Origin of the sequence: Pseudomonas sp. R-28-1W-6 (genome assembly GCF_009799925.1) — a bacterium.
In the GTDB taxonomy this organism is placed as follows: Bacteria; Pseudomonadota; Gammaproteobacteria; order Pseudomonadales; family Pseudomonadaceae; genus Aquipseudomonas.
Map to the genome: position 1 here is coordinate 92313 of NZ_WELK01000003.1, position 22418 is coordinate 114730.

General features: G+C 66.3%; 25 protein-coding genes. 13 read left to right on the plus strand and 12 right to left on the minus strand.

The features are described from left to right. The first annotated feature begins 191 nt into the window (after positions 1-191). From urtA to ureC, 10 genes are all read left to right on the plus strand, one after another. Complete coding sequence (gene urtA / locus F3I62_RS08085; RefSeq protein ID WP_160489133.1) at positions 192-1460, plus strand: urea ABC transporter substrate-binding protein; 1269 nt, start codon at positions 192-194, stop codon at positions 1458-1460. A 214-nt stretch (positions 1461-1674) separates the two neighbouring features. Further along, positions 1675-3246 carry an urea ABC transporter permease subunit UrtB gene (urtB, locus tag F3I62_RS08090; protein WP_160489134.1) on the plus strand — a complete coding sequence of 524 codons (1572 nt, stop codon included), beginning with the start codon at positions 1675-1677 and terminating at the stop codon, positions 3244-3246. Between the two features lie 263 nt (positions 3247-3509). Continuing rightward, positions 3510-4601, plus strand: a complete 1092-nt coding sequence (gene urtC, locus F3I62_RS08095) for an urea ABC transporter permease subunit UrtC (RefSeq protein ID WP_160489135.1) — start codon at positions 3510-3512, stop codon at positions 4599-4601. Continuing rightward, the gene (urtD, locus tag F3I62_RS08100) at positions 4601-5461 is read left to right on the plus strand and encodes an urea ABC transporter ATP-binding protein UrtD (protein WP_160489464.1); all 861 of its coding nucleotides are present in this window, start codon (positions 4601-4603) and stop codon (positions 5459-5461) included. The genes urtC and urtD overlap by 1 nt, the downstream gene beginning before the upstream one ends. A 92-nt stretch (positions 5462-5553) precedes the next feature. After that, a complete protein-coding gene (gene urtE, locus F3I62_RS08105; protein ID WP_160489136.1) occupies positions 5554-6252 on the plus strand; it encodes an urea ABC transporter ATP-binding subunit UrtE in 699 nt (232 codons plus the stop codon). A gap of 13 nt (positions 6253-6265) precedes the next feature. Continuing rightward, a complete protein-coding gene (locus tag F3I62_RS08110; protein ID WP_160489137.1) occupies positions 6266-7105 on the plus strand; it encodes an urease accessory protein UreD in 840 nt (279 codons plus the stop codon). Next, positions 7105-7407, plus strand: coding sequence for an urease subunit gamma (gene ureA / locus F3I62_RS08115; protein WP_160489138.1), 303 nt, complete (start codon positions 7105-7107; stop codon positions 7405-7407). Before F3I62_RS08110 ends, ureA begins: the two co-directional genes overlap by 1 nt. Before the next feature lie 43 nt (positions 7408-7450). Further along, a complete protein-coding gene (locus tag F3I62_RS08120) occupies positions 7451-7963 on the plus strand; it encodes a GNAT family N-acetyltransferase (RefSeq protein ID WP_218572791.1) in 513 nt (170 codons plus the stop codon). Continuing rightward, complete coding sequence (locus F3I62_RS08125; protein ID WP_160489139.1) at positions 7960-8265, plus strand: urease subunit beta; 306 nt, start codon at positions 7960-7962, stop codon at positions 8263-8265. The genes F3I62_RS08120 and F3I62_RS08125 overlap by 4 nt, the downstream gene beginning before the upstream one ends. Beyond that, on the plus strand, positions 8265-9965 hold the full coding sequence (ureC, locus tag F3I62_RS08130) for an urease subunit alpha (protein WP_160489140.1): 1701 nt from the start codon (positions 8265-8267) through the stop codon (positions 9963-9965). The genes F3I62_RS08125 and ureC overlap by 1 nt, the downstream gene beginning before the upstream one ends. Before the next feature lie 47 nt (positions 9966-10012). Here ureC and F3I62_RS08135 read toward each other — a convergent pair whose 3' ends face one another. Further along, on the minus strand, positions 10013-10873 hold the full coding sequence (locus F3I62_RS08135) for a DMT family transporter (protein ID WP_372240094.1): 861 nt from the start codon (positions 10871-10873) through the stop codon (positions 10013-10015). 154 nt (positions 10874-11027) lie between these two features. Between F3I62_RS08135 and F3I62_RS08140 the strand changes: the two genes are divergently transcribed. Further along, complete coding sequence (locus F3I62_RS08140) at positions 11028-11495, plus strand: hypothetical protein (protein WP_256667700.1); 468 nt, start codon at positions 11028-11030, stop codon at positions 11493-11495. On the opposite strand, the gene F3I62_RS08145 is transcribed toward F3I62_RS08140, so the two are convergent. From F3I62_RS08145 to F3I62_RS08160, 4 genes are all read right to left on the minus strand, one after another. Continuing rightward, entirely contained in the window at positions 11496-11762 is a 267-nt protein-coding gene (locus tag F3I62_RS08145) for a DksA/TraR family C4-type zinc finger protein (RefSeq protein ID WP_160489141.1), read from the minus strand. It lies immediately after the preceding gene. Positions 11763-11836: 74 nt separating this feature from the next. Next, positions 11837-12700 (minus strand): oxaloacetate decarboxylase, encoded by an 864-nt coding sequence (locus tag F3I62_RS08150; protein ID WP_160489142.1) that lies wholly within the window; start codon positions 12698-12700, stop codon positions 11837-11839. A gap of 164 nt (positions 12701-12864) precedes the next feature. Further along, positions 12865-13866: a type II secretion system F family protein gene (locus F3I62_RS08155; protein ID WP_160489143.1), complete on the minus strand. Its 1002-nt coding sequence runs from the start codon at positions 13864-13866 to the stop codon at positions 12865-12867. Positions 13867-13872: 6 nt separating this feature from the next. Then, the gene (locus tag F3I62_RS08160; RefSeq protein WP_160489144.1) at positions 13873-14625 is read right to left on the minus strand and encodes an ABC transporter substrate-binding protein; all 753 of its coding nucleotides are present in this window, start codon (positions 14623-14625) and stop codon (positions 13873-13875) included. Between the two features lie 228 nt (positions 14626-14853). On the opposite strand from F3I62_RS08160, the gene F3I62_RS08165 reads away from it, so the two are divergent. Both F3I62_RS08165 and F3I62_RS08170 read left to right on the plus strand, forming a co-directional pair. Further along, positions 14854-16119: an Hsp70 family protein gene (locus tag F3I62_RS08165; RefSeq protein ID WP_160489145.1), complete on the plus strand. Its 1266-nt coding sequence runs from the start codon at positions 14854-14856 to the stop codon at positions 16117-16119. A gap of 92 nt (positions 16120-16211) precedes the next feature. Continuing rightward, a complete protein-coding gene (locus F3I62_RS08170; protein WP_160489146.1) occupies positions 16212-16412 on the plus strand; it encodes a hypothetical protein in 201 nt (66 codons plus the stop codon). Positions 16413-16493: 81 nt separating this feature from the next. On the opposite strand, the gene hisC is transcribed toward F3I62_RS08170, so the two are convergent. The 7 genes from hisC to F3I62_RS08205 form a co-directional block, all read right to left on the minus strand. Next, positions 16494-17549, minus strand: a complete 1056-nt coding sequence (hisC, locus tag F3I62_RS08175; RefSeq protein WP_160489147.1) for a histidinol-phosphate transaminase — start codon at positions 17547-17549, stop codon at positions 16494-16496. A gap of 114 nt (positions 17550-17663) precedes the next feature. Further along, positions 17664-18974: a histidinol dehydrogenase gene (gene hisD / locus F3I62_RS08180; protein ID WP_160489148.1), complete on the minus strand. Its 1311-nt coding sequence runs from the start codon at positions 18972-18974 to the stop codon at positions 17664-17666. Positions 18975-19097: 123 nt separating this feature from the next. Next, positions 19098-19730, minus strand: a complete 633-nt coding sequence (gene hisG / locus F3I62_RS08185) for an ATP phosphoribosyltransferase (protein WP_160489149.1) — start codon at positions 19728-19730, stop codon at positions 19098-19100. A 71-nt stretch (positions 19731-19801) separates the two neighbouring features. Next, on the minus strand, positions 19802-21067 hold the full coding sequence (murA, locus tag F3I62_RS08190; protein ID WP_160489150.1) for a UDP-N-acetylglucosamine 1-carboxyvinyltransferase: 1266 nt from the start codon (positions 21065-21067) through the stop codon (positions 19802-19804). Positions 21068-21089: 22 nt separating this feature from the next. Next, entirely contained in the window at positions 21090-21329 is a 240-nt protein-coding gene (locus F3I62_RS08195; RefSeq protein WP_160082024.1) for a BolA family protein, read from the minus strand. A 139-nt stretch (positions 21330-21468) separates the two neighbouring features. Then, the gene (locus tag F3I62_RS08200) at positions 21469-21777 is read right to left on the minus strand and encodes a lipid asymmetry maintenance protein MlaB (RefSeq protein WP_160489151.1); all 309 of its coding nucleotides are present in this window, start codon (positions 21775-21777) and stop codon (positions 21469-21471) included. Beyond that, positions 21774-22418, minus strand: a complete 645-nt coding sequence (locus tag F3I62_RS08205) for a phospholipid-binding protein MlaC (protein ID WP_160489152.1) — start codon at positions 22416-22418, stop codon at positions 21774-21776. Before F3I62_RS08205 ends, F3I62_RS08200 begins: the two co-directional genes overlap by 4 nt.

Consider the following 22418-nt stretch of genomic DNA (forward strand, 5'->3'; position numbering starts at 1 on the left):
CGGTGCAAGCAACGCAGCGACCGGCCAGGCCCGCGCATCCGCGCACCAAGATCGCCCACCCACTCCCGCACGCGACACCCCTGGATCAGCAGAAAGCCCGCTGGCACAAGGCTTTGCGCAGCTTGGCACGGATGCTGCCAAAGAACTGGCGACCCTTCGGTCCCCACAGTTGCGCATGGAGCCCTAACAAGATGAAACGCCGTCCTCTGTTGAAATCCACCCTCGCCGCCAGTGCCCTGCTGCTCAGCGGCCTGTTCCCCTACAGCCTGCAGGCCGCCGAGACCATCAAGGTCGGCATCCTCCACTCGCTGTCCGGCACCATGGCGATTTCCGAAACCTCGCTGAAAGACATGGCGCTGATGACCATCGACGAGATCAACGCCAAGGGCGGGGTCAATGGCAAGCAACTGGAAGCCGTGGTGGTCGACCCGGCCTCCAACTGGCCGCTGTTCGCCGAGAAGGGCCGCCAGCTGCTGACCCAGGACAAGGTCGACGTGGTCTTCGGCTGCTGGACCTCGGTGTCGCGCAAATCCGTGCTGCCGGTGTTCGAGGAGCTCAACGGTCTGCTGTTCTATCCGGTGCAGTACGAAGGCGAAGAGCTGTCGCCGAACGTCTTCTACACCGGCGCCGCGCCGAACCAGCAGGCCATCCCGGCCGTCGAGTACCTGATGAGCGAAGACGGCGGCGCCGCCAAGCGCTACTTCCTGCTCGGCACCGACTACGTCTACCCGCGCACCACCAACAAGATCCTGCGCAGCTTCCTGCACAGCAAGGGCGTGGCCGACAAGGACATCGAAGAGGTCTACACGCCCTTCGGTCATAGCGACTATCAAACCATCGTCGCCAACATCAAGAAATTCTCCGCCGGCGGCAAGACCGCGGTGATCTCCACCGTCAACGGCGACTCCAACGTGCCGTTCTACAAGGAACTGGCCAACCAGGGCATCGAAGCCACCGACATCCCGGTGGTGGCCTTCTCGGTCGGCGAGGAAGAACTGCGCGGCATCGATACCAAGCCATTGGTTGGCCAGCTGGCCGCCTGGAACTACTTCCAGTCGGTGGAAAACCCGGTCAACACCGCGTTCGTCAACAAGTGGAAGGCCTACGCCAAGGCCAAGAACCTGCCGGGCGCCGACAAGGCGGTGACCAACGACCCGATGGAAGCCACCTACGTCGGCATCAACATGTGGGCCCAGGCCGTCGAGAAAGCCGGCACCACCGACGTCGACAAGGTGCGCGAAGCCCTGGCCGGACAGACCTTCGCCGCGCCGAGCGGCTACACCCTGACCATGGACAAGACCAACCACCACCTGCACAAGCCGGTGATGATCGGCGAAGTCCAGGAAGACGGGCAGTTCTCCATCGTCTGGCAGACCGAAGGCCCGCTGCGCGCCCAGCCGTGGAGCCCGTACATCCCCGGCAACGACAAGAAGCCGGACTATGCGGTGAAGTCCAACTGAGCAAAGCCCCTCTCCCTAGCCCTCTTCCATCACTGCGAGAGGGGACTGTTTAGCGCGGGCTGAAACCCTTCAGCCGCGCGGAGCCGCTTGCCTCTCCTCTCCCATTCACGGGAGAGGAGCCGGGGGAGAGGGTGTTCGTAGCCCGGATGCAATCCGGGGAAGGCCGTCCCGGATCGCATCCGGGCTACGGTTCCATTCGAAGGACCGTTTCAACATGCCCACTGCCCTTGTCCGAATACTCCTGTCACTGGCCCTGTTCTTGCCATTGACCGCCCAGGCTGGCGACGCCGCCGACTTCGTCGCGGCCAATCCCGCCCAGCAGGCCAAGCTGCTGGAAAGCTGGTCCGCCCAGCCCGATCCAGCCCGCCTGCCGCTACTCGACGCCCTGCACAATGGCCGCCTGGCCAGCGACAGCGGCAAAGCGCCCTTCATCGAAGAAGCCGGCCGCTTCGTCGCCGCCGAAGGCCAGGCCGAACCGGCCAGCCCGCTGAAGAAGCTGCGCCTGAACAACCGCCTGCGCGGCCTGCTGGCCACCGCCCAGGCCAGCCACCAGTTGCTCGCCAGCGCGCCAGCCGTGCGCCTGGCCGCCGCCCAGCAACTGCAGAAGAGCGCCAAGCCGGCGCAGCTGGAACTGCTCAATGCCCGCGTCGCCAGCGAGGAAGACGCCAGCGTGCGCGCCGCCCTGGCCCTGGCCCTGGCCAACCTGCAACTGGTCGACCCGGACCCGGCGATCCGCCTGAGCGCCGTGCGCCTGCTTGGTGAGACCGGCGAACCGCTGGCCCGCACCCGCCTGGAAGCGCTGCTCGGCGAAGGTGTGGAGAGTGACGCTGGCGTGCGCACCGCCGCCGAAACCAGCCTGGCCCAGGTCAAGCGCCGCCTGCTCGGTGGCGAGCTGCTCGGCCAGGCCTTCAGCGGCCTGAGCCTCGGCAGCATCCTGTTGCTGGCGGCCCTCGGCCTGGCCATCACCTTCGGCCTGCTCGGGGTGATCAACATGGCCCACGGCGAGATGCTGATGCTCGGCGCCTACACCACCTACATGGTGCAGATCGCCTTCCAGAAGCTCGCCCCCGGCTACCTGGCCCTCTACCCGCTGGCTGCCCTGCCGATCGCCTTCTTCGTCACCGCCGCCATCGGCATGGCCCTGGAGCGCACGGTGATCCGCCACCTCTACGGCCGCCCGCTGGAAACCCTGCTGGCCACCTGGGGCATCAGCCTGATCCTGATCCAGCTGGTGCGGGTGATCTTCGGCGCGCAGAACGTCGAGGTGGCCAACCCCGAGTGGCTGTCCGGTGGCATCCAGGTGCTGCCCAACCTGGTACTGCCGTACAGCCGCATCGTCATCATCGGCTTCGCCCTGTTCGTCGTGCTGCTGACCTGGCTGCTGCTGAACAAGACCCGCCTGGGCCTCAACGTGCGTGCCGTGACGCAGAACCGCAACATGGCTGCCTGCTGCGGGGTGCCCACCGGGCGCGTGGACATGCTCGCCTTCGGCCTCGGCTCGGGCATCGCCGGCCTCGGCGGCGTGGCCCTCAGCCAGATCGGCAACGTCGGCCCGGACCTCGGCCAGAGCTACATCATCGACTCCTTCCTGGTGGTGGTGCTCGGCGGCGTCGGCCAGCTGGCCGGTAGCGTGCTGGCGGCCTTCGGCCTGGGGGTGGCGAACAAGATCCTCGAACCGCAGATCGGCGCCGTGCTGGGCAAGATTCTGATCCTCGCGCTGATCATCCTGTTTATTCAGAAACGCCCGCAGGGACTCTTCGCATTGAAAGGACGGGTGATCGACTAAGCGGGACCTGCTCACGCCAATTGACGACCGCGCCGCTGCCTCCCTGGTGACGGCGCAGAGAAGGAACAGAAGATGCTTCCAAACCAGAATGCTCCCACATGCCTCGCCACCAGCAAGGCAACGGCCCTGCGGGTTGCGACTGCCAACGCGCCATGCTGCGTTGCGAGTCTTGCCGAGGGAATTACCATCGCCTGCGACTCGCGCCTTGCCTGGCACGCCGGCAGCCTGCACCGCGGTGCGTCCCTTGACGCGAGCATGTCCCGATGACTATGCCCATTAACCAAACCCTGCTGGCCCGCGCCGGCAATGCACTCGGGCCGAAGACCTCGCTGGCCCTCGGCGGCCTGACCCTCGCCCTGCTGCTGGCCATGCCGTTGCTGCACCTGCTGCCGGCGGAGCATGCCCTGCATGTCTCGGCCTACAGCCTGACCCTGGTCGGCAAGATCCTCTGTTACTGCGTGGTCGCCCTGGCCCTGGACCTGGTCTGGGGCTATGCCGGCCTGCTCTCGCTCGGCCACGGCCTGTTCTTCGCCCTCGGCGGCTACGCCATGGGCATGTACCTGATGCGCGAAAGCGCCGGTGACGGCCTGCCCGCGTTCATGGTGTTCCTCTCCTGGAGCGAACTGCCGTGGTACTGGTACGGCACCTCCAGCTTCCTCTGGGCGCTGTGCCTGGTGGTTCTGGCGCCCGGCCTGCTGGCCCTGGTGTTCGGCTTCTTCGCCTTCCGCTCGCGGATCAAGGGCGTGTATTTCTCGATCATGACCCAGGCGCTGACCTTCGCCGGCATGCTGCTGTTCTTCCGCAACGAGACCGGTTTCGGCGGCAACAACGGCTTCACCAACTTCCGCACGATGCTCGGCTTCGACATCACCGCGCCGAGCACCCGCGCCGTGCTGTTCCTGTGCAGCGTGGCGCTGCTGGTCGGCAGCCTGCTGCTGGGCTTTCGCCTGGCGCGCAGCAAGTTCGGCCGGGTACTCACCGCCCTGCGTGACGCGGAAAACCGCCTGATGTTCTGCGGCTACGACCCGCGCGGCTACAAGCTATTCATCTGGGTGCTCTCCGCCGTGCTGTGCGGCCTGGCTGGCGCGCTGTACGTGCCACAGGTAGGCATCATCAACCCCAGCGAGATGTCGCCGACCAACTCCATCGAGGCCGCCGTGTGGGTCGCCCTCGGCGGGCGCGGCACCCTGATCGGCCCGCTGCTCGGCGCCGGCCTGGTCAACGGCATGAAGAGCTGGTTCACCGTGGCCTTCCCCGAGTACTGGCTGTTCGCCCTGGGCTTCCTGTTCATCGTCGTCACGCTGTTCCTGCCCAAAGGCGTGATCGGCTTGCTCCGTAAGAAGGGAGAGCAATGATGCGCGCCACTCCGGTACCCGAATTCATGCTCGAGCCCGCGTTCAACCCCAACAGCGATGCCGGCACCAGCCGCGACGCGGTCGGTCTCGGCAGCGCCGCGGCCAAGGGCCTGGATGTACGCCACGGCACCATCCTCACCCTGGAAGGCATCAACGTCAGCTTCGATGGCTTCAAGGCGCTGACCGACCTCAACCTGTACATCGGCGTCGGCGAACTGCGCTGCATCATCGGCCCCAACGGCGCCGGCAAGACCACCATGATGGACGTGATCACCGGCAAGACCCGCCCGGAAAACGGCCACGCCTATTTTGGCGAGACCCTCGACCTGACCCAGATGAGCGAAGTCGAGATCGCCCAGCACGGCATCGGCCGCAAGTTCCAGAAACCCACGGTATTCGAGGCGCTGTCCGTGTTCGAGAACTTGGAACTGGCACTCAAGACCAACAAGTCGGTGTGGGCCAGCCTGCGCGCGAAACTCTCCGCCGCGCAGAAAGAACGTATCGACGAAGTGCTCGCCACCATCAAGTTGGAAAGCGCACGCCAGCGCCCGGCGGGGCTGCTGTCGCACGGCCAGAAGCAGTTCCTCGAGATCGGCATGCTACTGGTGCAGGACCCGCAACTGCTGCTGCTCGACGAGCCGGTGGCGGGCATGACCGATGCCGAGACCGAGTTCACCGCCGAGCTGTTCAAGTCGCTGGCGCGCAAGCACTCGCTGATGGTGGTCGAGCACGACATGGGCTTCGTCGGCAGCATCGCCGACCACGTCACCGTGCTGCACCAGGGCAGCGTGCTGGCCGAAGGTTCGCTGGCCCAGGTGCAGGCGGATGAGCGGGTGATCGAGGTTTATCTCGGTCGGTAAGGCATTCGTAGGGTGGATGACGCTTTTCTCATCCACCACAGGCATCGCACGGTGGATCGATACAACGTGATCCACCCTACAAGGACACAAGCATGCTGCAAGTCCAACAACTTCATCAGTATTACGGCGGTAGCCACATCCTGCGCGGCCTGAGCTTCGAGGCCAAGGTCGGCGAAGTCACCTGCCTGCTCGGCCGCAACGGCGTGGGCAAGACCACCCTGCTGAAATGCCTGATGGGCCTGATTCCAGCCAAGCAAGGCGCCGTGCAATGGGAAGGCCAGCCGATCACCGCCTTCAAGCCGCACCAGCGCGTACACGCCGGCATCGCCTATGTGCCGCAGGGCCGCGAGATCTTCCCGCGCCTGACCGTGGAGGAAAACCTGCTGATGGGCCTGTCACGTTTCCCCGGCAGCCAGGCCAAGGAAGTCCCGGCCTTCATCTACGAGCTGTTCCCGGTGCTGCTGCAGATGAAGCAGCGCCGCGGCGGCGACCTCTCCGGCGGCCAGCAGCAACAGCTGGCCATCGGTCGCGCGCTGGCCAGCCAGCCGCGCCTGCTGATCCTCGACGAGCCCACCGAAGGCATCCAGCCCTCGGTGATCAAGGAGATCGGCGCGGTGATCAAGAAGCTCGCCGAGCGCGGCGACATGGCCATCCTGCTGGTCGAGCAGTTCTACGACTTCGCCGCCGAACTGGCCGACCAGTACCTGGTGATGAGCCGTGGCGAGATCGTCCAGCAGGGCCGTGGCGCGACCATGGAAGCCGATGGCGTGCGCGGACTGGTGGCGATCTGATAAAACACCGGCCATGAACGCAGCGCTCCCCCCTACCCTGTTCACCCCCAGCTGGCATGCCGAGCTGGAACTCGGCTATGCGCGCCAGGGCGATGCCACGCGGCCCGTGCAGCGCCGCCACCTCGGCCCGCTGCGGGTGCAGAAGCACCTGTACGCTGAAGGCCCCGAGGTGTGCCAGCACATCATCGTCCACCCACCGGGCGGGATTGCCGGTGGTGATCGCCTGCACATCGGCGCTAGCCTCGGCGAGAACGCCTGGGCCCAGCTGACCAGCCCCGGCGCCGCCAAGTGGTACCGCGCTGCCGGGCCGGCCTGCCAGCAGGTCGAACTCAAGGTCGGCGCCGGCGCCACCCTGGAATGGCTGCCGCAGGAAACCATCGTCTACGCCGGCGCCCAGGCCGAACTGAGCACCCGCATCGACCTCGAGGGCGATGCGCGGCTGTGTTACTGGGACATGGTTGCCCTCGGCCGCCCGGCGGCCGGCGAGCGCTTCGACGCCGGGCATTTCCAGGCCCAGCTGGATATCCGCCGTGACGGCCAGCTGCTCTGGCACGAACGCCAGCGCATCAGCGGCAACGACGGCCTGCTCGACTCGCCCATCGGCCTGGCCGGGCAGCCAGTGTTCGCCACCCTGCTGATCACCGGCGAGATCGACGCCGAGCTGCTGCAACGCTGCCGCGAACTGCCCTCGGCGGTGCGCGGCGACCTCAGCCAGCTGCCCGGCCTGCTGGTCGCTCGCTGCCTGGCCGGCGAGGCGCTGCATGCGCGCGCCTGGCTGATCGAACTCTGGCGCCTGTTGCGCCCCGCCTTGCTCGGGCGCGCCGCCGTGCCCCCACGTATCTGGAGTACCTGATGGACCTTTCGCCCCGCGAGAAAGACAAGCTGCTGATCTTCACCGCCGGCCTGGTGGCCGAACGCCGCTTGGCCCGTGGGGTCAAGCTCAACTACCCGGAAGCCATGGCCTACATCAGCGCCGCCCTGCTCGAAGGCGCCCGCGACGGCCAGACCGTGGCCGAGCTGATGCACTACGGCACCACCCTGCTGACCCGTGAACAGGTGATGGAGGGCATCCCGGAGATGATTGCGGAAATCCAGGTCGAGGCCACCTTTCCGGATGGCACCAAGCTGGTCACCGTTCACCAACCCATTGCATAAATACCCTAGGGCGGGTGAAACCCGCGCTACGCCAGGAATACAGATGATCATTCGCGACGCGACCGAAGCCGACCTGCCCGCCCTGCGCGACATCTTCAATGACGCCGTGCTCAACACCACGGCGATCTGGATGGATAACGTGGTCGACCTGGCCAACCGCCAGGCCTGGTTCGCCGCCCGCACCCAGCAGGGCTACCCGATCCTGGTGGCGCAGAACCCCGCCGGCGAAGTGGTCGGCTACGCCTCGTTCGGCGACTGGCGGCCCTTCGACGGCTTCTGCAACACGGTCGAGCACTCGGTCTATGTACGCGCCGACCAGCGCGGCAATGGCCTCGGTCCGCTGCTGATGGCCGCGCTGATCGAGCGCGCCAAGGCCTGCGGCAAGCATGTGATGGTCGCCGCCATCGAGAGCGGCAACCAGGCCTCCATTGCCCTGCACCAGCGCCTCGGCTTCATCACCAGCGGGCAGATGCCGCAAGTGGGCCGCAAGTTCGGCCGCTGGCTGGACCTGACCTTCATGCAACTGATTCTGACCCCGGAGCGCAGCGCACCATGATTCCCGGCGAATACCAGATCCAACCCGGCGAGATCGAACTCAATGCCGGGCGCCGCACCCTGCGCGTTAGCGTGGCCAACAGCGGCGACCGGCCGATCCAGGTCGGCTCGCACTTCCACTTCTTCGAAACCAACGACGCCCTGACCTTTGACCGTGAACCCACGCGTGGTATGCGCCTGAATATCGCCGCCGGTACCGCCGTGCGTTTCGAGCCAGGACAGTCGCGTGAGGTCGAGCTGGTCGAGCTGGCGGGTGACCGCCGCGTCTACGGTTTTGCCGGCCGCATAATGGGAGCGCTGTGATGAAGATTTCCCGCCAAGCCTACGCCGACATGTTCGGCCCCACCGTCGGCGACAAGGTGCGCCTGGCCGACACCAACCTGTGGATCGAGGTGGAAAAGGATTTCACCACCTACGGCGATGAAGTGAAGTTCGGCGGCGGCAAGGTCATCCGCGACGGCATGGGCCAGAGCCAGCTGTGCGCCGCCGACGTGGTCGACACGGTGATCACCAACGCGCTGATCATCGACCACTGGGGCATCGTCAAGGCCGACGTCGGCCTCAAGGGCGGGCGCATCGCCGCCATCGGCAAGGCCGGCAACCCGGATATCCAGCCGAACGTGACCATCGCCGTGGGTGGCGCCACCGAAGTCATCGCCGGTGAAGGCATGATCCTCACTGCCGGCGGCGTCGACACCCATATCCACTTCATCTGCCCGCAACAGATCGAAGAAGCCCTGATGAGCGGCACCACCACCATGATCGGTGGCGGCACCGGCCCGGCCACCGGCACCTACGCCACTACTGTGACCCCGGGGCCGTGGCATATGGCGATGATGCTCAAGGCAGCCGACGCCTTCCCGATGAACATCGGCTTCACCGGCAAGGGCAACGTGTCGCTGCCCGAGCCACTGATTGAGCAGGTCAGGGCCGGCGCCATCGGTCTGAAGCTGCACGAGGACTGGGGCACCACCCCGGCGGCGATCGACAACTGCCTCTCCGTGGCCGACCAGTACGATGTGCAGGTGGCGATCCACACCGACACCCTGAACGAGTCCGGTTTCGTCGAGACGACGCTCGGCGCGTTCAAGGGCCGCACCATCCACACCTACCACACCGAGGGCGCCGGCGGCGGCCATGCTCCGGACATCATCAAGGCCTGTGGCTTCCCCAACGTGCTGCCGTCCTCGACCAACCCGACCCGGCCCTTTACCAAGAACACCATCGATGAACACCTGGACATGCTGATGGTCTGCCACCACCTCGACCCGAGCATCGCTGAGGACGTGGCCTTCGCCGAAAGCCGCATCCGCCGCGAAACCATCGCCGCCGAAGACATCCTGCATGACCTCGGTGCGTTCAGCATGATCAGCTCCGACAGCCAGGCCATGGGCCGGGTCGGCGAGGTGATCACCCGTACCTGGCAAACCGCCGACAAGATGAAGCAGCAACGCGGCCCGCTGCCCGAAGATGCACCGGGCAACGACAACTTCCGGGTCAAACGCTACATCGCCAAATACACCATCAACCCGGCCATCACCCACGGCATCAGCCACGAAGTGGGCTCCATCGAAGTGGGCAAGTTCGCCGACCTAGTGCTGTGGCGCCCGGCGTTCTTCGGCGTGAAGCCGACGCTGATCCTCAAGGGCGGGGCGATTGCCGCCAGCCTGATGGGCGACGCCAACGCCTCGATCCCGACGCCGCAGCCGGTGCACTACCGGCCGATGTTCGGCAGCTACGCCGGCATGCTGCACGCCACCAGCCTGACCTTTATCAGCCAGGCCGCCTTCGAGGCCGGGGTACCGCAGCAACTCGGCCTGCAGAAGCAGATCGGCGTGGTCAAGGGCTGCCGCGCCTTGCAGAAGAGCGACCTGATCCACAACGACTACCTGCCGAGCATCGAGGTCGACCCGCAGAACTACCAAGTCAGGGCCGACGGTCAGCTGCTCTGGTGCGAACCGGCCGAGGTGCTGCCGCTGGCGCAGCGCTATTTTCTGTTCTGAGCGGCCCGCACTGAGGCGGCGTCGGTCTCGGACTGCGCCGCGCTCGCCTAGCGGGCGCGCTGGCTCCACGCCAGGGCTGCGCCGCTGAGGATGATCACCGTCATGCCGAGGATCGACCAGGCATCCGGGGCGTGGTCGAAGAACACCAGCCCGAGCAGCGTGGCGGTGACGATCTGGCCGTAGGTGAAGGGCGCCAGGCTGGCGGCACTGGCGAAGCGGTAGGCGTGGGTCAGCAGCATGTGCCCGGACATCGCGGTGGCCCCCAGCAGCGCCATCAGCAGCGCATCCACCAGGCTCGGTGTCTGCCATGCCCAGGGCAGCAGCACGCTCATGCTCAGGGTGCCGACCAGGGCAGAGAGAAAATTGCTGGTGGCCGGATGGTCGGTCGCGCTCAGCCGCCGGGTCAGCAGCTGGTAAATACCGAAACAGAATGCCGCGCCCAGCGGCAGCAGGATCGCCGGAGTGAACAGCGCGCCACCGGGACGCACGATCAGCAGCACGCCGAGCAGGCCACAACCCACCGACAACCACAGGCTGCGACTGATGTGCTCCTTGAGTACGGTGGCCGACAGCACGATGACCACCAGCGGCGCGAGGAAGATCACCGCCGTGGCTTCGCCCAGGGGGATAAAGCGCAGGGCGCTGTAGAACAGCAAGGTGATCGCCACCAGGCTCAGGCCGCGCACCAGCTGCAGCCAGGGGCGCTGGGTGCGCAGCAGACCCCAGCCCATGCGCGGCGCAAACAGCGCCAGCATCAGCACGCTCTGCGACAGGTAGCGCAGCCAGACCACCAGCAGCACCGGATAGACCGCCGTCAGGGTTTTGGACAGCGCGTCCTGGCTGGACAGCAGCAGGCCGGAACAGAGGATCAGCAGTATCCCCAACCCCGGACGAGAGGTGTTATGCACAGAAAGCAACCCAACACATAATTAGCAGGCTATCTATGTTACTGAACGGCCGCCCAGCCTGACCAGCGGGTCGCGGGTTTTATTGACCGGCGGCAATGCACCCGCGCAGCTGGGGACTAGAGTCAAGAATCTTCCCACCGCGCGAGATACCAGCATGCCTATCCCCTCGCCTCTCTCGGCCAGCACCGCCCTCCTGCTGCTGTTCAGCCTAGGCCCGGTGCACGCCGAAACCCTGGTGCCGTTGAACGGCCAGTCGCAGCAACAGATCCAGAATGATATCGCCGCCTGCCAGAGCCAGAGCGCCGGCAGCTCCAGCACCAGCAGCAGCGGCGGCGGCGAACGCTTGCGCGGCGCGGCCAAGGGCGCCGTGGCGGGTGCGGCAGCGGCCGAGGTGCGCGGGCAACGCTACGACGGCGCCTATGACAAAGTGGATGACGATATCAAGCAGGAATACCGCCAGGAGCAGGCTCGCGATACCGCCAAGGTCGGCGTGGCGGTCGGTGGCGTGCAGAAACGCCAGAGCCGCCGCGATGATCGGCGCACGGCCGAACAGGCGAGCAGCGCTTCAAGCTCGGCCTACTCCAGCTGCATGCAGAGCCGCGGCTACTCGATCACGCCCTGATCAGCGCAGCTGGCTGTCCTTGCTGCCGCGCCGGTTGTAACCGGCAAACTGCGCCTGCTCCTTGTCGTGCTCGCCCTGGCACGCCACGCACAGGCGCACCCCGGGTACGGCCTGGCGCCGGGCCTCGGGGATGACGGCAGCGCATTCCTCGCAATGACTCAGGCTCGTGCCGCGCGGCAGCTGACTGCGGGCACGCTGGATGGCATCCTCGATGCTGCTGTCGATCTGTTCCTGCACCGCGCCATCGCTGCTCCAGCCTCCGGCCATGACAACCTCCCGCCTCGCTGCCGCCCTGCCCCCAGTTATGCGCAGGTGCGCGGCGATTTACCAGTGCAGTTCGTCTACTCCTGTACGTCCATGTACTCGCGCGCCCAGACGATATAGTCCTCGGGCTGGGTGTACTTGTGGGTCAGCTCGGTGGCGCTGTGCGCGCTGGCGGCGATGCCGCGCTGCTCGCGCAGGCAGTCGTAGGTGGCCTTGATCGCGGCGAAATAGGCGGCATGCCCGTCGACCACGATGCGCACACCGAGGCTGGCCAGGCGCGTGTCGTCGCGCAGCGAGGGGTTGCCGTAGCTGACCAGCATCAGCGGCACGCTGAGGTTCTGCGCGATCAGCTCCAGATGGGCGAAGTCGCGCACCCCGACCATGCAGATGGCATCGGCGCCGGCGGCCTGGTAGGCCAGGGTGCGGCGGATCACCTCGTCGACATCCAGCACGCCGGCGTGGGTGCGGGCGATGATCGCCAGATCCGGATCGACCCGCGCCTCCAGCGCCGCACGAATCTTGCCGACGCCCTCGTCGATGCCGATCAGGTCGGTGGACTTGCACCCGAACTGGGCCGGCAGCAGGGTGTCTTCCAGGGTCAGCGCGGCGATGCCGGCGCGCTCCAGCTCGACCACCGTGCGCATCACGTTGAGCGCGTTGCCGTAACCGTGGTCGGCATCGGCGATCACCGGCAGCCGGGCGACCCGGCCGATGCGGGTGGCCTGCTCGACGAATTCACTGAGGCTGATCAAGGCAAAGTCCGGCGCCGCCAGCACTTGTAGTGAAGCTACAGAACCGCCCAGGATACCCACCTCGAAACCGAGGTCGGCGGCAATCCGCGCGGACATGGGGTCGAACACGGATGCCGTGTGATAGCAGGCGTTAGCCGCAAGAAGCGCGCGAAACTGCGCGCGTAGATCGTGATGCGAAGCTCTTTGCATGGTCTGCACTACAGGTCGTTGTCTGCTCTGGAGGATCAATTATGTAGCAAAACTACAAAACCATCCATGGCGTAGGGCGCCATATAGACCCATCAACCTTGCGCCCAGCTTTCAGCGGCGAAGCATGCCCCGCCCCGGCGCCCATTCGCACAGGGGTAGCCGCCTCAACCCAGCTCAGCCGGCAGCCTTGGGGCAAAGCCACCGCCCGTCAGCAAACCGTACGCCATCCACAAGGAAACGGCGACATACACCAGGCGCGGCAGCCAGGTCGCCAGCTGCGCCTGGAAATCGGCCAGCGCCTGCGACTCGCGGGCGGCATAGGCCAGCAAGGTCGCCGGCAGAGTGCCGCTGGCCTCGCCGGTGCGCACCAGGCTGGCCAGCTGCGGCTTGCCGGGAAAAGCCAGCGACAACATGGCCTGGGCCAGCGGCGCGCCGGCTTGTACGCGCTGCTGCATAGCGAGGAAGTCGCGGCGCAACTGGCTGTTGCCGAGGGTGGCGCAGGCCTTGGGCAAGGCCTCGAACATCGGCAGGCCGGCCTCCAGCATCAGCCCCAGGCTTTCGAAACAGTCCCGTGCATTGGCCCGCGCATGGGCCTGGCCGAACAGCGGTACACGCAGCAGCCAGGCATCCAGGGCACGCACCCGAGCACTCGCCGCCGGCTGCGCCAGGCGCCGCAGCATCTGCCGCCCGAGGAAGAACAGCGCGGCCAGCACCAGCAGCGGCTGGAGCACGCCCCACAGGTAACCGCCCGGGCTCAGGCTGCCGCCGATCAGGCTAGGCAGCGGCTGAATCAGCAGCGCCAGCACCAGCACCGCCGCCGGCATCAGCAGACGCGCCTGCAGCGCCTTGGCCTGCGCGGCCTTGTGCGCATGGCTCTGCGCCAGCCGCTCGTACAGGCGCGCCGGGCTGCCCGCACTGAGGGCGGCCTGCAGCAGGGTGAACTCCAGCGCCGAGAACAACCCGGTCCGGAGCCCGGCAGCGGCCAGGTCGCAACCCTGGGCCAGCAGCCGCAGCATGGTCTCGACCCGCTTCTGCGCGGGTGCCGGCAACTGCAGGGTGGCCAGTGCGCGGTCCAGCGGCAGCCCGGCCTTTTCCATGGCGGCCAGCTGGGTGAACAGGCTTGCACGTTCGCCGGGGCTCAACGATACAGACGGGAAGGCAGGCATGCAGGGTCATTCCGCGGGATCGGGGCTGCCGGCTTCAGGCAGCCAGCGCTGCTGGATCTGCGCGAGACTACCGTCCCGGCGCATGGCGTCAAGCTGCCGCTGCCACTCGGCGATCACCTCAGGGTCGGTCCGCCTGGAAAACGCGATGTAGTAATCGGACTTCATGAAGCTCAGGTGGGCCTGCACGTCATCCGTGCCCAGGCCGCCGGCGGCCAGCTCCTCGCGCAGGGTCACGTCCTCGGTGGCGATCAGCTTGACCCGGCCGTGCTTGAGCATGGTCACCATCTGCCTGGAGCTGGGCACCCCATAGAGGTTGGTGAAGCCCATGCGCTGCAGGGTCTCGTAGGTGTACCACTGCTTGGGCAGGGCCAGGGTGCCGCTGTTGGCGGCATCCTCCAGGCTATCGATGCGCAGGTTGCTGGATTTCAGCGAATAGAAGCGCGTGGAGCCCTGCAGGATCGGCCCCACCCACTGGAACAGCGGCTCGCGCGCCTCGGTACGCACCATGGAGAACAGCGCCGTGTCGGGCTGGGTCTTGACCAGATGGTAGGCCCGCGTCCAGGGCAGCAGCTCCATGTGCACGGCATGCCCGGTGCGCTGCACCAGCATGCGCACCACTTCCACCGAGTAGCCATCCAGCTTGCCGTCGCGGCGAAAGCTGGTCGGTGGCGCCTCCTCGGTCAGCAGCAGCAATTCGGCCGACCCCAGGCTCGGCAGCACCAGGCCCAGCAGCAAGCAGGCCAGCAGCCATGCACGCATCGTCGCCTCCCTCCCCGTTCAGCTCAGCCTAGCCCATGTCGGCGCACTTGCCGCTCGCCCCGCCCCGGCTGCCGGGCTGCGCGGCGCGCAACGCCAACCTGCCTCCGGGCTTGCGCTTGCCCGCTGGCACTCGGTCCGCACACGCCGACACGCGGTACAGATTGTGCGAGCAAGGCGCGCCGCTCTCGCATAAACTGCGCGGCCGTTTTTTCCCGGAACCGCTGCAGCATGAGTCTCGATCTTCCCGCCAATGCCCTGGGCATCGACTTCGGTACCTCCAACTCCACCGTCGGCTGGTGGCGCAACGGCGTCGAGCCGCTGCTGGAACTGGAAGACGGCAAGATCACCCTGCCCTCGGTGGTGTTCTTCAACACCGAGGAGCGCCGCCCGGTGTATGGCCGCCTGGCCCTGCACGAATATCTGGATGGCTACGAAGGGCGGCTGATGCGTTCGCTGAAGAGCCTGCTGGGCTCCAAGCTGCTGAAAAGCGAAACAACGGTGCTGGGCAGTGCCCTGCCGTTTCGCGACCTGCTCGGCTTCTTCATCGGCGAACTGAAGAAACGCGCCGAAGCCTTCGCCGGGCGCGAGTTCGAGCAGGTGGTGCTGGGCCGTCCGGTGTTCTTCGTCGACGACGATCCGCTCGCCGATGCCGAAGCCGCCAATACTCTGGTGGCGGTGGCCAACAAGCTCGGCTTCAAGGACGTGTCGTTCCAGTTCGAACCGATCGCCGCGGCCTTCGACTACGAGCGCACGGTGACCCACGAGGAGCGCGTGCTGATCGTCGACATCGGCGGCGGCACCTCGGACTTCTCGCTGATCCGCCTGTCCCCCGAGCGCCGCGACCAGGCCGACCGGCAGAGCGACATCCTCGCCACCGGCGGCGTGCACATCGGCGGCACCGACTTCGACAAGCAGCTCAGCCTGGAAGGCGTGATGCCGCTGTTCGGCTACGGCAGCCGGATGAAGAGCGACGCCTTCATGCCGACCAGCTACCACCTCAACCTGGCTACCTGGCACACGATCAACGCGGTGTACGCACAGAAGTCGCAGCTGGCGCTGCAGAACATGCGCTACGACATCGTCGACCCGACCGGCATCGACCGCCTGTTCAAGCTGATCGAGCAGCGCGCCGGGCACTGGCTGGCCATGCAGGTGGAGGAAAGCAAGATCGCCCTGACCGAGCACGACCAGCACCGCATCGACCTGCAGCGGGTCGAAAGCGGCTTGCAGGCCCTGCTCGACCGGCCGCTGTTCGACCAGGCCATCGGCGGCCTGCTGGAACGCGTCACCGCCAGCGTCGCCGAACTGCTCGCGCAGGCTGGGGTGAAGGCCGAGGAAATCGACACGGTGTTCTTCACCGGCGGCTCGAGCGGCATCCCAGCCCTGCGCCAGAGCATCTGCGCCCTGCTGCCGAATGCCCGCGCCACCGAGGGCAACACCTTCGGCAGCATCGGCAGCGGCCTAGCCATCGAGGCGAAGAAGCGTTACGGCTGATTCAGCCGGACAACCCGGCCAGTTCGGCGCGACGACTGGCCGCGATGTCCGAGGCGGGCTATGGTGACGCCCTACCCTTGCCGGAGCCTGCCATGCGTACAGCCCTCGTGTCTTCCCTGCTGATCCTCACCCTGAGTGGCTGCGACGCTGGCGCCACCGCGACCACCGCCGCCCTGCAGGCCGAACAGGCCAAGCAGGCGCAGCAGCAGATGGACCAGCTCAAACAGCAGATCGACCAGGCCAACGTCCAGAGTCAACAGCGCCTGCAGCAGCTGGAACAAGAGTCGCAATAACGGCAAGCATCGCGGCTGAAGCCGCTCCCACATAAAGCAAAGCAGCATGAAAAACGGCGCCATTCGGCGCCGTTGTCTATTTCAGAGGATCTGCCCCAGGGCATCCAACAGCGCCTGGTTCTGCTCCGGCGCGCCGATGGTGATGCGCAGGAACTGGGCGATGCGCTGCTGCTTGAAGTGGCGCACGATGACCCCGTGCTCGCGCAGGGCCGCGGCCAGCTCGGCGGCATCGCGCTGCGGGTGGCGGGCGAAGATGAAGTTGGCGGCCGACGGCAGCACCTCGAAGCCCAGGCCGGTCATGGCGGCGACCAGCGCCTCGCGGCTGGCGATCACCGCCTGGCAGGTCTGCTGGAAGTAGGCCTTGTCCTCGAACGCCGCAGCCGCGCCGGCAATCGCCATGCGGTCCAGCGGGTAGGAGTTGAAGCTGTTCTTGATCCGCTCCAGCGCCTCGATCAGGTCCGGATGGCCGACCGCCAGGCCGACCCGCAGGCCGGCCAGGGAGCGCGACTTGGACAGGGTCTGGGTCACCAGCAGGTTGGGGTACTGGTTCACCAGGCCGATCGCCGTCTCGCCGCCGAAGTCGATATAGGCCTCGTCGACCAGCACCACGGTATCCGGGTTGGCCTGCAGCAGGCGCTCGATGGCCGCCAGGCCCAGGGCGCAGCCGGTAGGTGCGTTGGGGTTGGGGAAGATGATGCCGCCATTGGGGCGCACATAGTCTTCCACACGGATCTGGAACTGCTCGTCCAGCGCCAAGGCCTCGTAGGGAATGCCATACAGGCCGCAGTACACCGGGTAGAAGCTGTAGGTGACGTCCGGGAACAGCAGCGGCTGGCCGTGCTGGAACAGGCCGTGGAAGGCGTGTGCCAGCACCTCGTCGGAACCGTTGCCGACGAAGACCTGGGCGGTGCTCACCCCGTAGTAGTCGGCCACCGCCTGCTTCAGGCGATCGCTGTTGGGGTCCGGATACAGGCGCAGGCTGTCGTTCAGCTCGGCCTGCATGGCGGCGATCGCCTTGGGCGACGGGCCGTAGGGGTTCTCGTTGGTATTGAGCTTGACCAGCTTGGCCAGTTTCGGCTGCTCACCCGGCACATAGGGCACCAGGTCCTTGACGAAGGGGCTCCAGAATTTGCTCATCTGCCCTTCTCTCCTCGAATTCGTTCGGTTTGCGTAGGGTGGAAAACCGCGCAGCGTTTTCCACCGGACGAATTGGTGGACAAGCAAAGCCTTGTCCACCCTACAAAAAAGCCCTCAGGGCTTGATCCGGTACTCGGCGCTGCGGGCGTGAGCGGTCAGCGACTCGCCGCGGGCCAGCACGCTGGCGACCTTGCCCAGCTCCGACGCCCCCTCTGCCGAGCAGTGGATGATCGACGAGCGCTTCTGGAAGTCGTACACCCCCAGCGGCGAGGAGTAGCGCGCGGTGCCGGAGGTCGGCAGCACGTGGTTGGGCCCTGCGCAGTAGTCGCCCAACGCCTCTGCCGTATAGCGGCCCATGAAGATCGCGCCGGCATGGCGGATCAGCGGCAGGTACTGTTCGGGGTGCTCCACCGACAGCTCCAGGTGCTCCGGTGCGATGCGGTTGGCCACTTCGATGGCCTGGGCCATGTCGGCGACCTGGATCAGCGCACCGCGGCCTTCGAGGGAGGTGCGGGCAATGGTTTCGCGCTCCAGGGTCGGCAGCAGCTTGGCGATGCTCGCCGCCACGCGGTCGAGGAAGGCGGCATCCGGGCTGATCAGGATCGACTGGGCGTCCTCGTCGTGCTCGGCCTGGGAGAACAGGTCCATGGCGATCCAGTCCGGATCGGTCTGGCCGTCGCAGACCACCAGGATCTCCGAAGGGCCGGCGATCATGTCGATGCCGACCTTGCCGAACACGTGGCGCTTGGCGGTGGCCACATAGATGTTGCCCGGCCCGACTATCTTGTCCACCGGCGGCACGCTCTCGGTGCCATAGGCCAGCGCGGCCACGGCCTGGGCGCCGCCGATGGTGAACACCCGGTCGACGCCGGCGATGCAGGCGGCAGCCAGGACGATCTCGTTGATCTCGCCACGCGGGGTCGGCACCACCATCACCACTTCCGGCACGCCGGCGACCTTGGCCGGGATGGCGTTCATCAGTACCGACGAGGGGTACGAGGCCTTGCCGCCCGGCACGTACAGGCCGGCGCGGTCCAGCGGGGTGACCTTCTGCCCGAGCACGGTGCCGTCGGCCTCGGTGTAGGTCCAGGAGTCCTGCTTCTGCCGCTCGTGGTACAGGCGCACGCGCTCGGCGGCCTGCTCCAGAGCGCTGCGCTGCTCCGGCGTGATGCGGGTCAGGGCCAGCTCCAGGCGCTCACGCGGCAGGATCAGGTCGGCCATGGTGGCGACGTCCAGCCCGTCGAACTGCTTGGTGTACTCGACCAGGGCGGCATCGCCCCTGCTGCGCACGGCCTGGATGATCTCCAGCACGCGCTGGTTGACCGCGTCGTCCGACACGCTTTCCCAGCTCAGCAGATGATCCAGATGACGGGCGAAGTCCTGGTCAGCGGCGTTGAGTCGGCGAATAGCAATGGGACTGGTCATAGCGGGCCTCTTGATTGGCAAATGCTCGGGCGTCGCTAGGCTACCAAGCCCACCGCATGGACGCCCGAGAAAAATGGCTATGACACGGATAGGCAGACGCGGCGGATTGCCGCGTTGAAGGTATTAGCTGGGGTGTCGGGACTCGACGGCGCTGCGCAGGGTATCGATCAGCGCCTGAATGCGGCTGTGCTGCATCTTCATCGAGGCCTTGTTGACGATCAGCCGCGAGCTGATGGTGGCGATCAGTTCCTGGGCTTCCAGGCCGTTGGCGCGCAGGGTGTTGCCGGTGTCGACCACGTCGATGATCTTGTCGGCCAGGCCGACCAGCGGCGCCAGCTCCATGGAGCCGTACAGCTTGATCACCTCGACCTGGCGACCCTGCTCGGCGTAGTAGCGTTTGGCCACGTTGACGAACTTGGTGGCCACGCGCAGGCGGCCTTTCGGCTCCGGCGCGCCGACCTTGCCGGCGGTCATCAGCTTGCACTTGGCGATCTGCAAATCCAGCGGCTCGTAGAGCTGGCCGCCGTACTCGAGCAGCACGTCCTTGCCGGCCACGCCGATATCGGCCGCGCCATGCTCGACATAGGTAGGCACGTCGGTGGCCCGCACGATCAGCAGCTGCACATCCTCCTGGGTGGTGGGGATGATCAGCTTGCGGCTCTTTTCCGGGTTCTCGGTGGGCACGATGCCGGCTTCGGCCAGCAACGGCAGGGTGTCATCGAGAATGCGGCCTTTGGACAGGGCGATGGTCAGCATGAAGCGGTTTCCTTAGAACAATGACCAGCCCGTTCGGGCTGGCTGTTGGGCTTCGCCAGGCTCAGCCCAACCTACCCCGGCACGCGGCGGATCTTGGCGCCGAGCAACTGCAGTTTTTCCTCGATGCACTCGTAGCCACGGTCGATGTGGTAGATGCGGTCGATCAGGGTTTCGCCTTCGGCGACCAGGGCGGCGATCACCAGGCTGGCGGAAGCGCGCAGGTCGGTGGCCATCACCGGGGCGCCCTTGAGCATCGGCACGCCGGTCACCACGGCGGTGTTGCCCTCGACCAGGATCTGCGCGCCCATGCGGTTCATCTCGTAGACGTGCATGAAGCGGTTCTCGAACACGGTCTCGATGACGGTACCGGTGCCCTCGGCAATCGCGTTGAGGGAGACGAACTGGGCCTGCATGTCGGTGGGGAAGGCCGGGTACGGCGCGGTGCGCACGTTGACCGCCTTCGGCCGCTTGCCCTTCATGTCCAGCTCGATCCAGTCCTTGCCGGTGGTGATCTCGGCGCCCGCTTCCTGCAGCTTGGCCAGCACGGCCTCGAGAATGGTCGGATCGGTATCCTTCAGCTTGACCCGGCCACCGGTGGCGGCGGCGGCCACCAGGTAGGTGCCGGTCTCGATGCGGTCGGGCATCACGCTGTAGCGACCGCCGCCGAGGCGTTCGACGCCGTCGATGGTGATGGTATCGGTACCGGCACCGCTGACCTTGCCGCCCATGGCGTTGATGAAGTTGGCCAGGTCGACCACCTCCGGCTCACGCGCGGCGTTTTCCAGCACGGTACGGCCCTTGGCCAGGGCCGCGGCCATCATGATGTTCTCAGTACCGGTGACGCTGACGATATCGAAGAAGAAGTGCGCGCCACGCAGGCCGCCTTCCGGCGCCTTGGCCTTGATGTAGCCGCCTTCCACGTCGATCTTCGCGCCCATGGCCTCCAGGCCGCGGATGTGCAGGTCAACCGGACGCGAACCGATGGCGCAACCGCCGGGCAGCGCCACTTCGGCCTCGCCGAAACGGGCGACCATCGGCCCGAGCACCAGGATCGAGGCGCGCATGGTCTTCACCAGCTCATAGGGCGCGACCAGGGTCTTGATGCTGCTGGCGTCGACTTCGACGCTGAGTTTCTCGTCGATCACCGGTTGCACGCCCATGCGCCCGAACAGCTCGATCATGGTGGTGATGTCGTGCAGGTGCGGCAGGTTGCACACGGTGACCGGAGTATCGGCCAGCAGGGTGGCGGCGAGAATCGGCAGGGCCGCGTTCTTCGCCCCGGAAATGCGGATTTCGCCGTCGAGGCGGATACCGCCGGTAATAATCAGTTTATCCATTGCTATCTCGCTGCCCGCAGGCTCAGGAGCGCTCGGCCCAGGCGGCCTGGCTGAAGAATTTCATGGTCACTGCGTGGATACTGCCATCGGCGATCCAGGCATTGAGGTGGGCATAGACTTGCTGCTGGCGCTTGACCGGGCTGAGGGCGGCCAGCTCATCGCTGATCAGGTTCAGCTGGAAATTGCAGCCCTCGCCTTCCACCTCGATACGGGTGTTCGGCATTTTGGCTTCCAGGAGGCTTTTTACTTCGACGGCCTGCATGCTCAACCTCGATCGGCGCATAAGGAATCATTGGCGGGCCGAGGCTCGCGGGCCGGCCATGATACAAAAAAGCCCCCCGCCTGCGAAGCCCGGATGCCGGGATCGCTGACGGAGGGCTCTGCGGCCTGCGACGCGGCGCTCAAGCCGGCGGAACGAGCAGCTCGAGCAGGCCGGAAACCTTGGCGATTTTCTGCATGTCCGCCGGCAAGCCGCGAATGCTCAGGGTCTTGCCCGCCGCCCTGGCATCGCGCAGAAAGGCCAGCAGCAGCGACAAGCCGACGCTGCTGGACTTCTCCACCGCCGCACAATCCAGCACCAGGCTCGCCTGCTGGCTGGCCTGGATCAGCCGGCGCCCGGCCTCGCGCACGGCCGGACCGGTGCGGTAGTCGAGCGTACCGAGCAACTGCAGCTCGCCGCTGTCGGCCTGGCGCACGGAGCCGCCGTTCATTGCCCGGCGGCCTGCTGGCCTTCGGCGCTGTCCTTGGCCTTGGCGACCACGTCGGCCCAGCCGTCGATGGTCTTGTCCAGGTCGTTGCCGTTCTTCTGCATGCTGTCGGCGAACTGGTCGCGGAACAGCTTGCCGATGTTGATGCCGTTGATGATCACGTTGCGCAGCATCCACTGGCCGTTGATCTGCACCATGGTGTAGGACACCGGGTAGATGGTGCCCTTGCTGTCCTTCACTTCCATGCCGACGCTGGCGCGCTCGGCGCCCTCGGCCTTGGCCGGCAGCACGCGGATGCCCTGGTTGTCGTATTCGAGCAGGGCATTGCCGTAGAACTGCATCAGGCTGCGCTTGAAGTTGTCCTCGAAGCGCTTCATCTGCTCGGCATTGGCCTTGCGCGAGTACTTCACGGTCATGATGCTGCGCGAGATGCCTTCGCTGTCGACCACCGGGCCGAGGATGCGATCCAGCGCCGCATAGAAGTCCTGCGGGGCCTGCTTGTAGGTGGCCTTGTTGGCCTTCAGGTCGCCGAGCAACTGATCGGTGGTCTGCTGCACCACGTCATGGGCGCTGGGCGCCGCCTGGGCCAGCAACGGTAGGGCGGCGAGCATCACCAGCAGGCCGTTTCGCAGAGTCTTCAACAT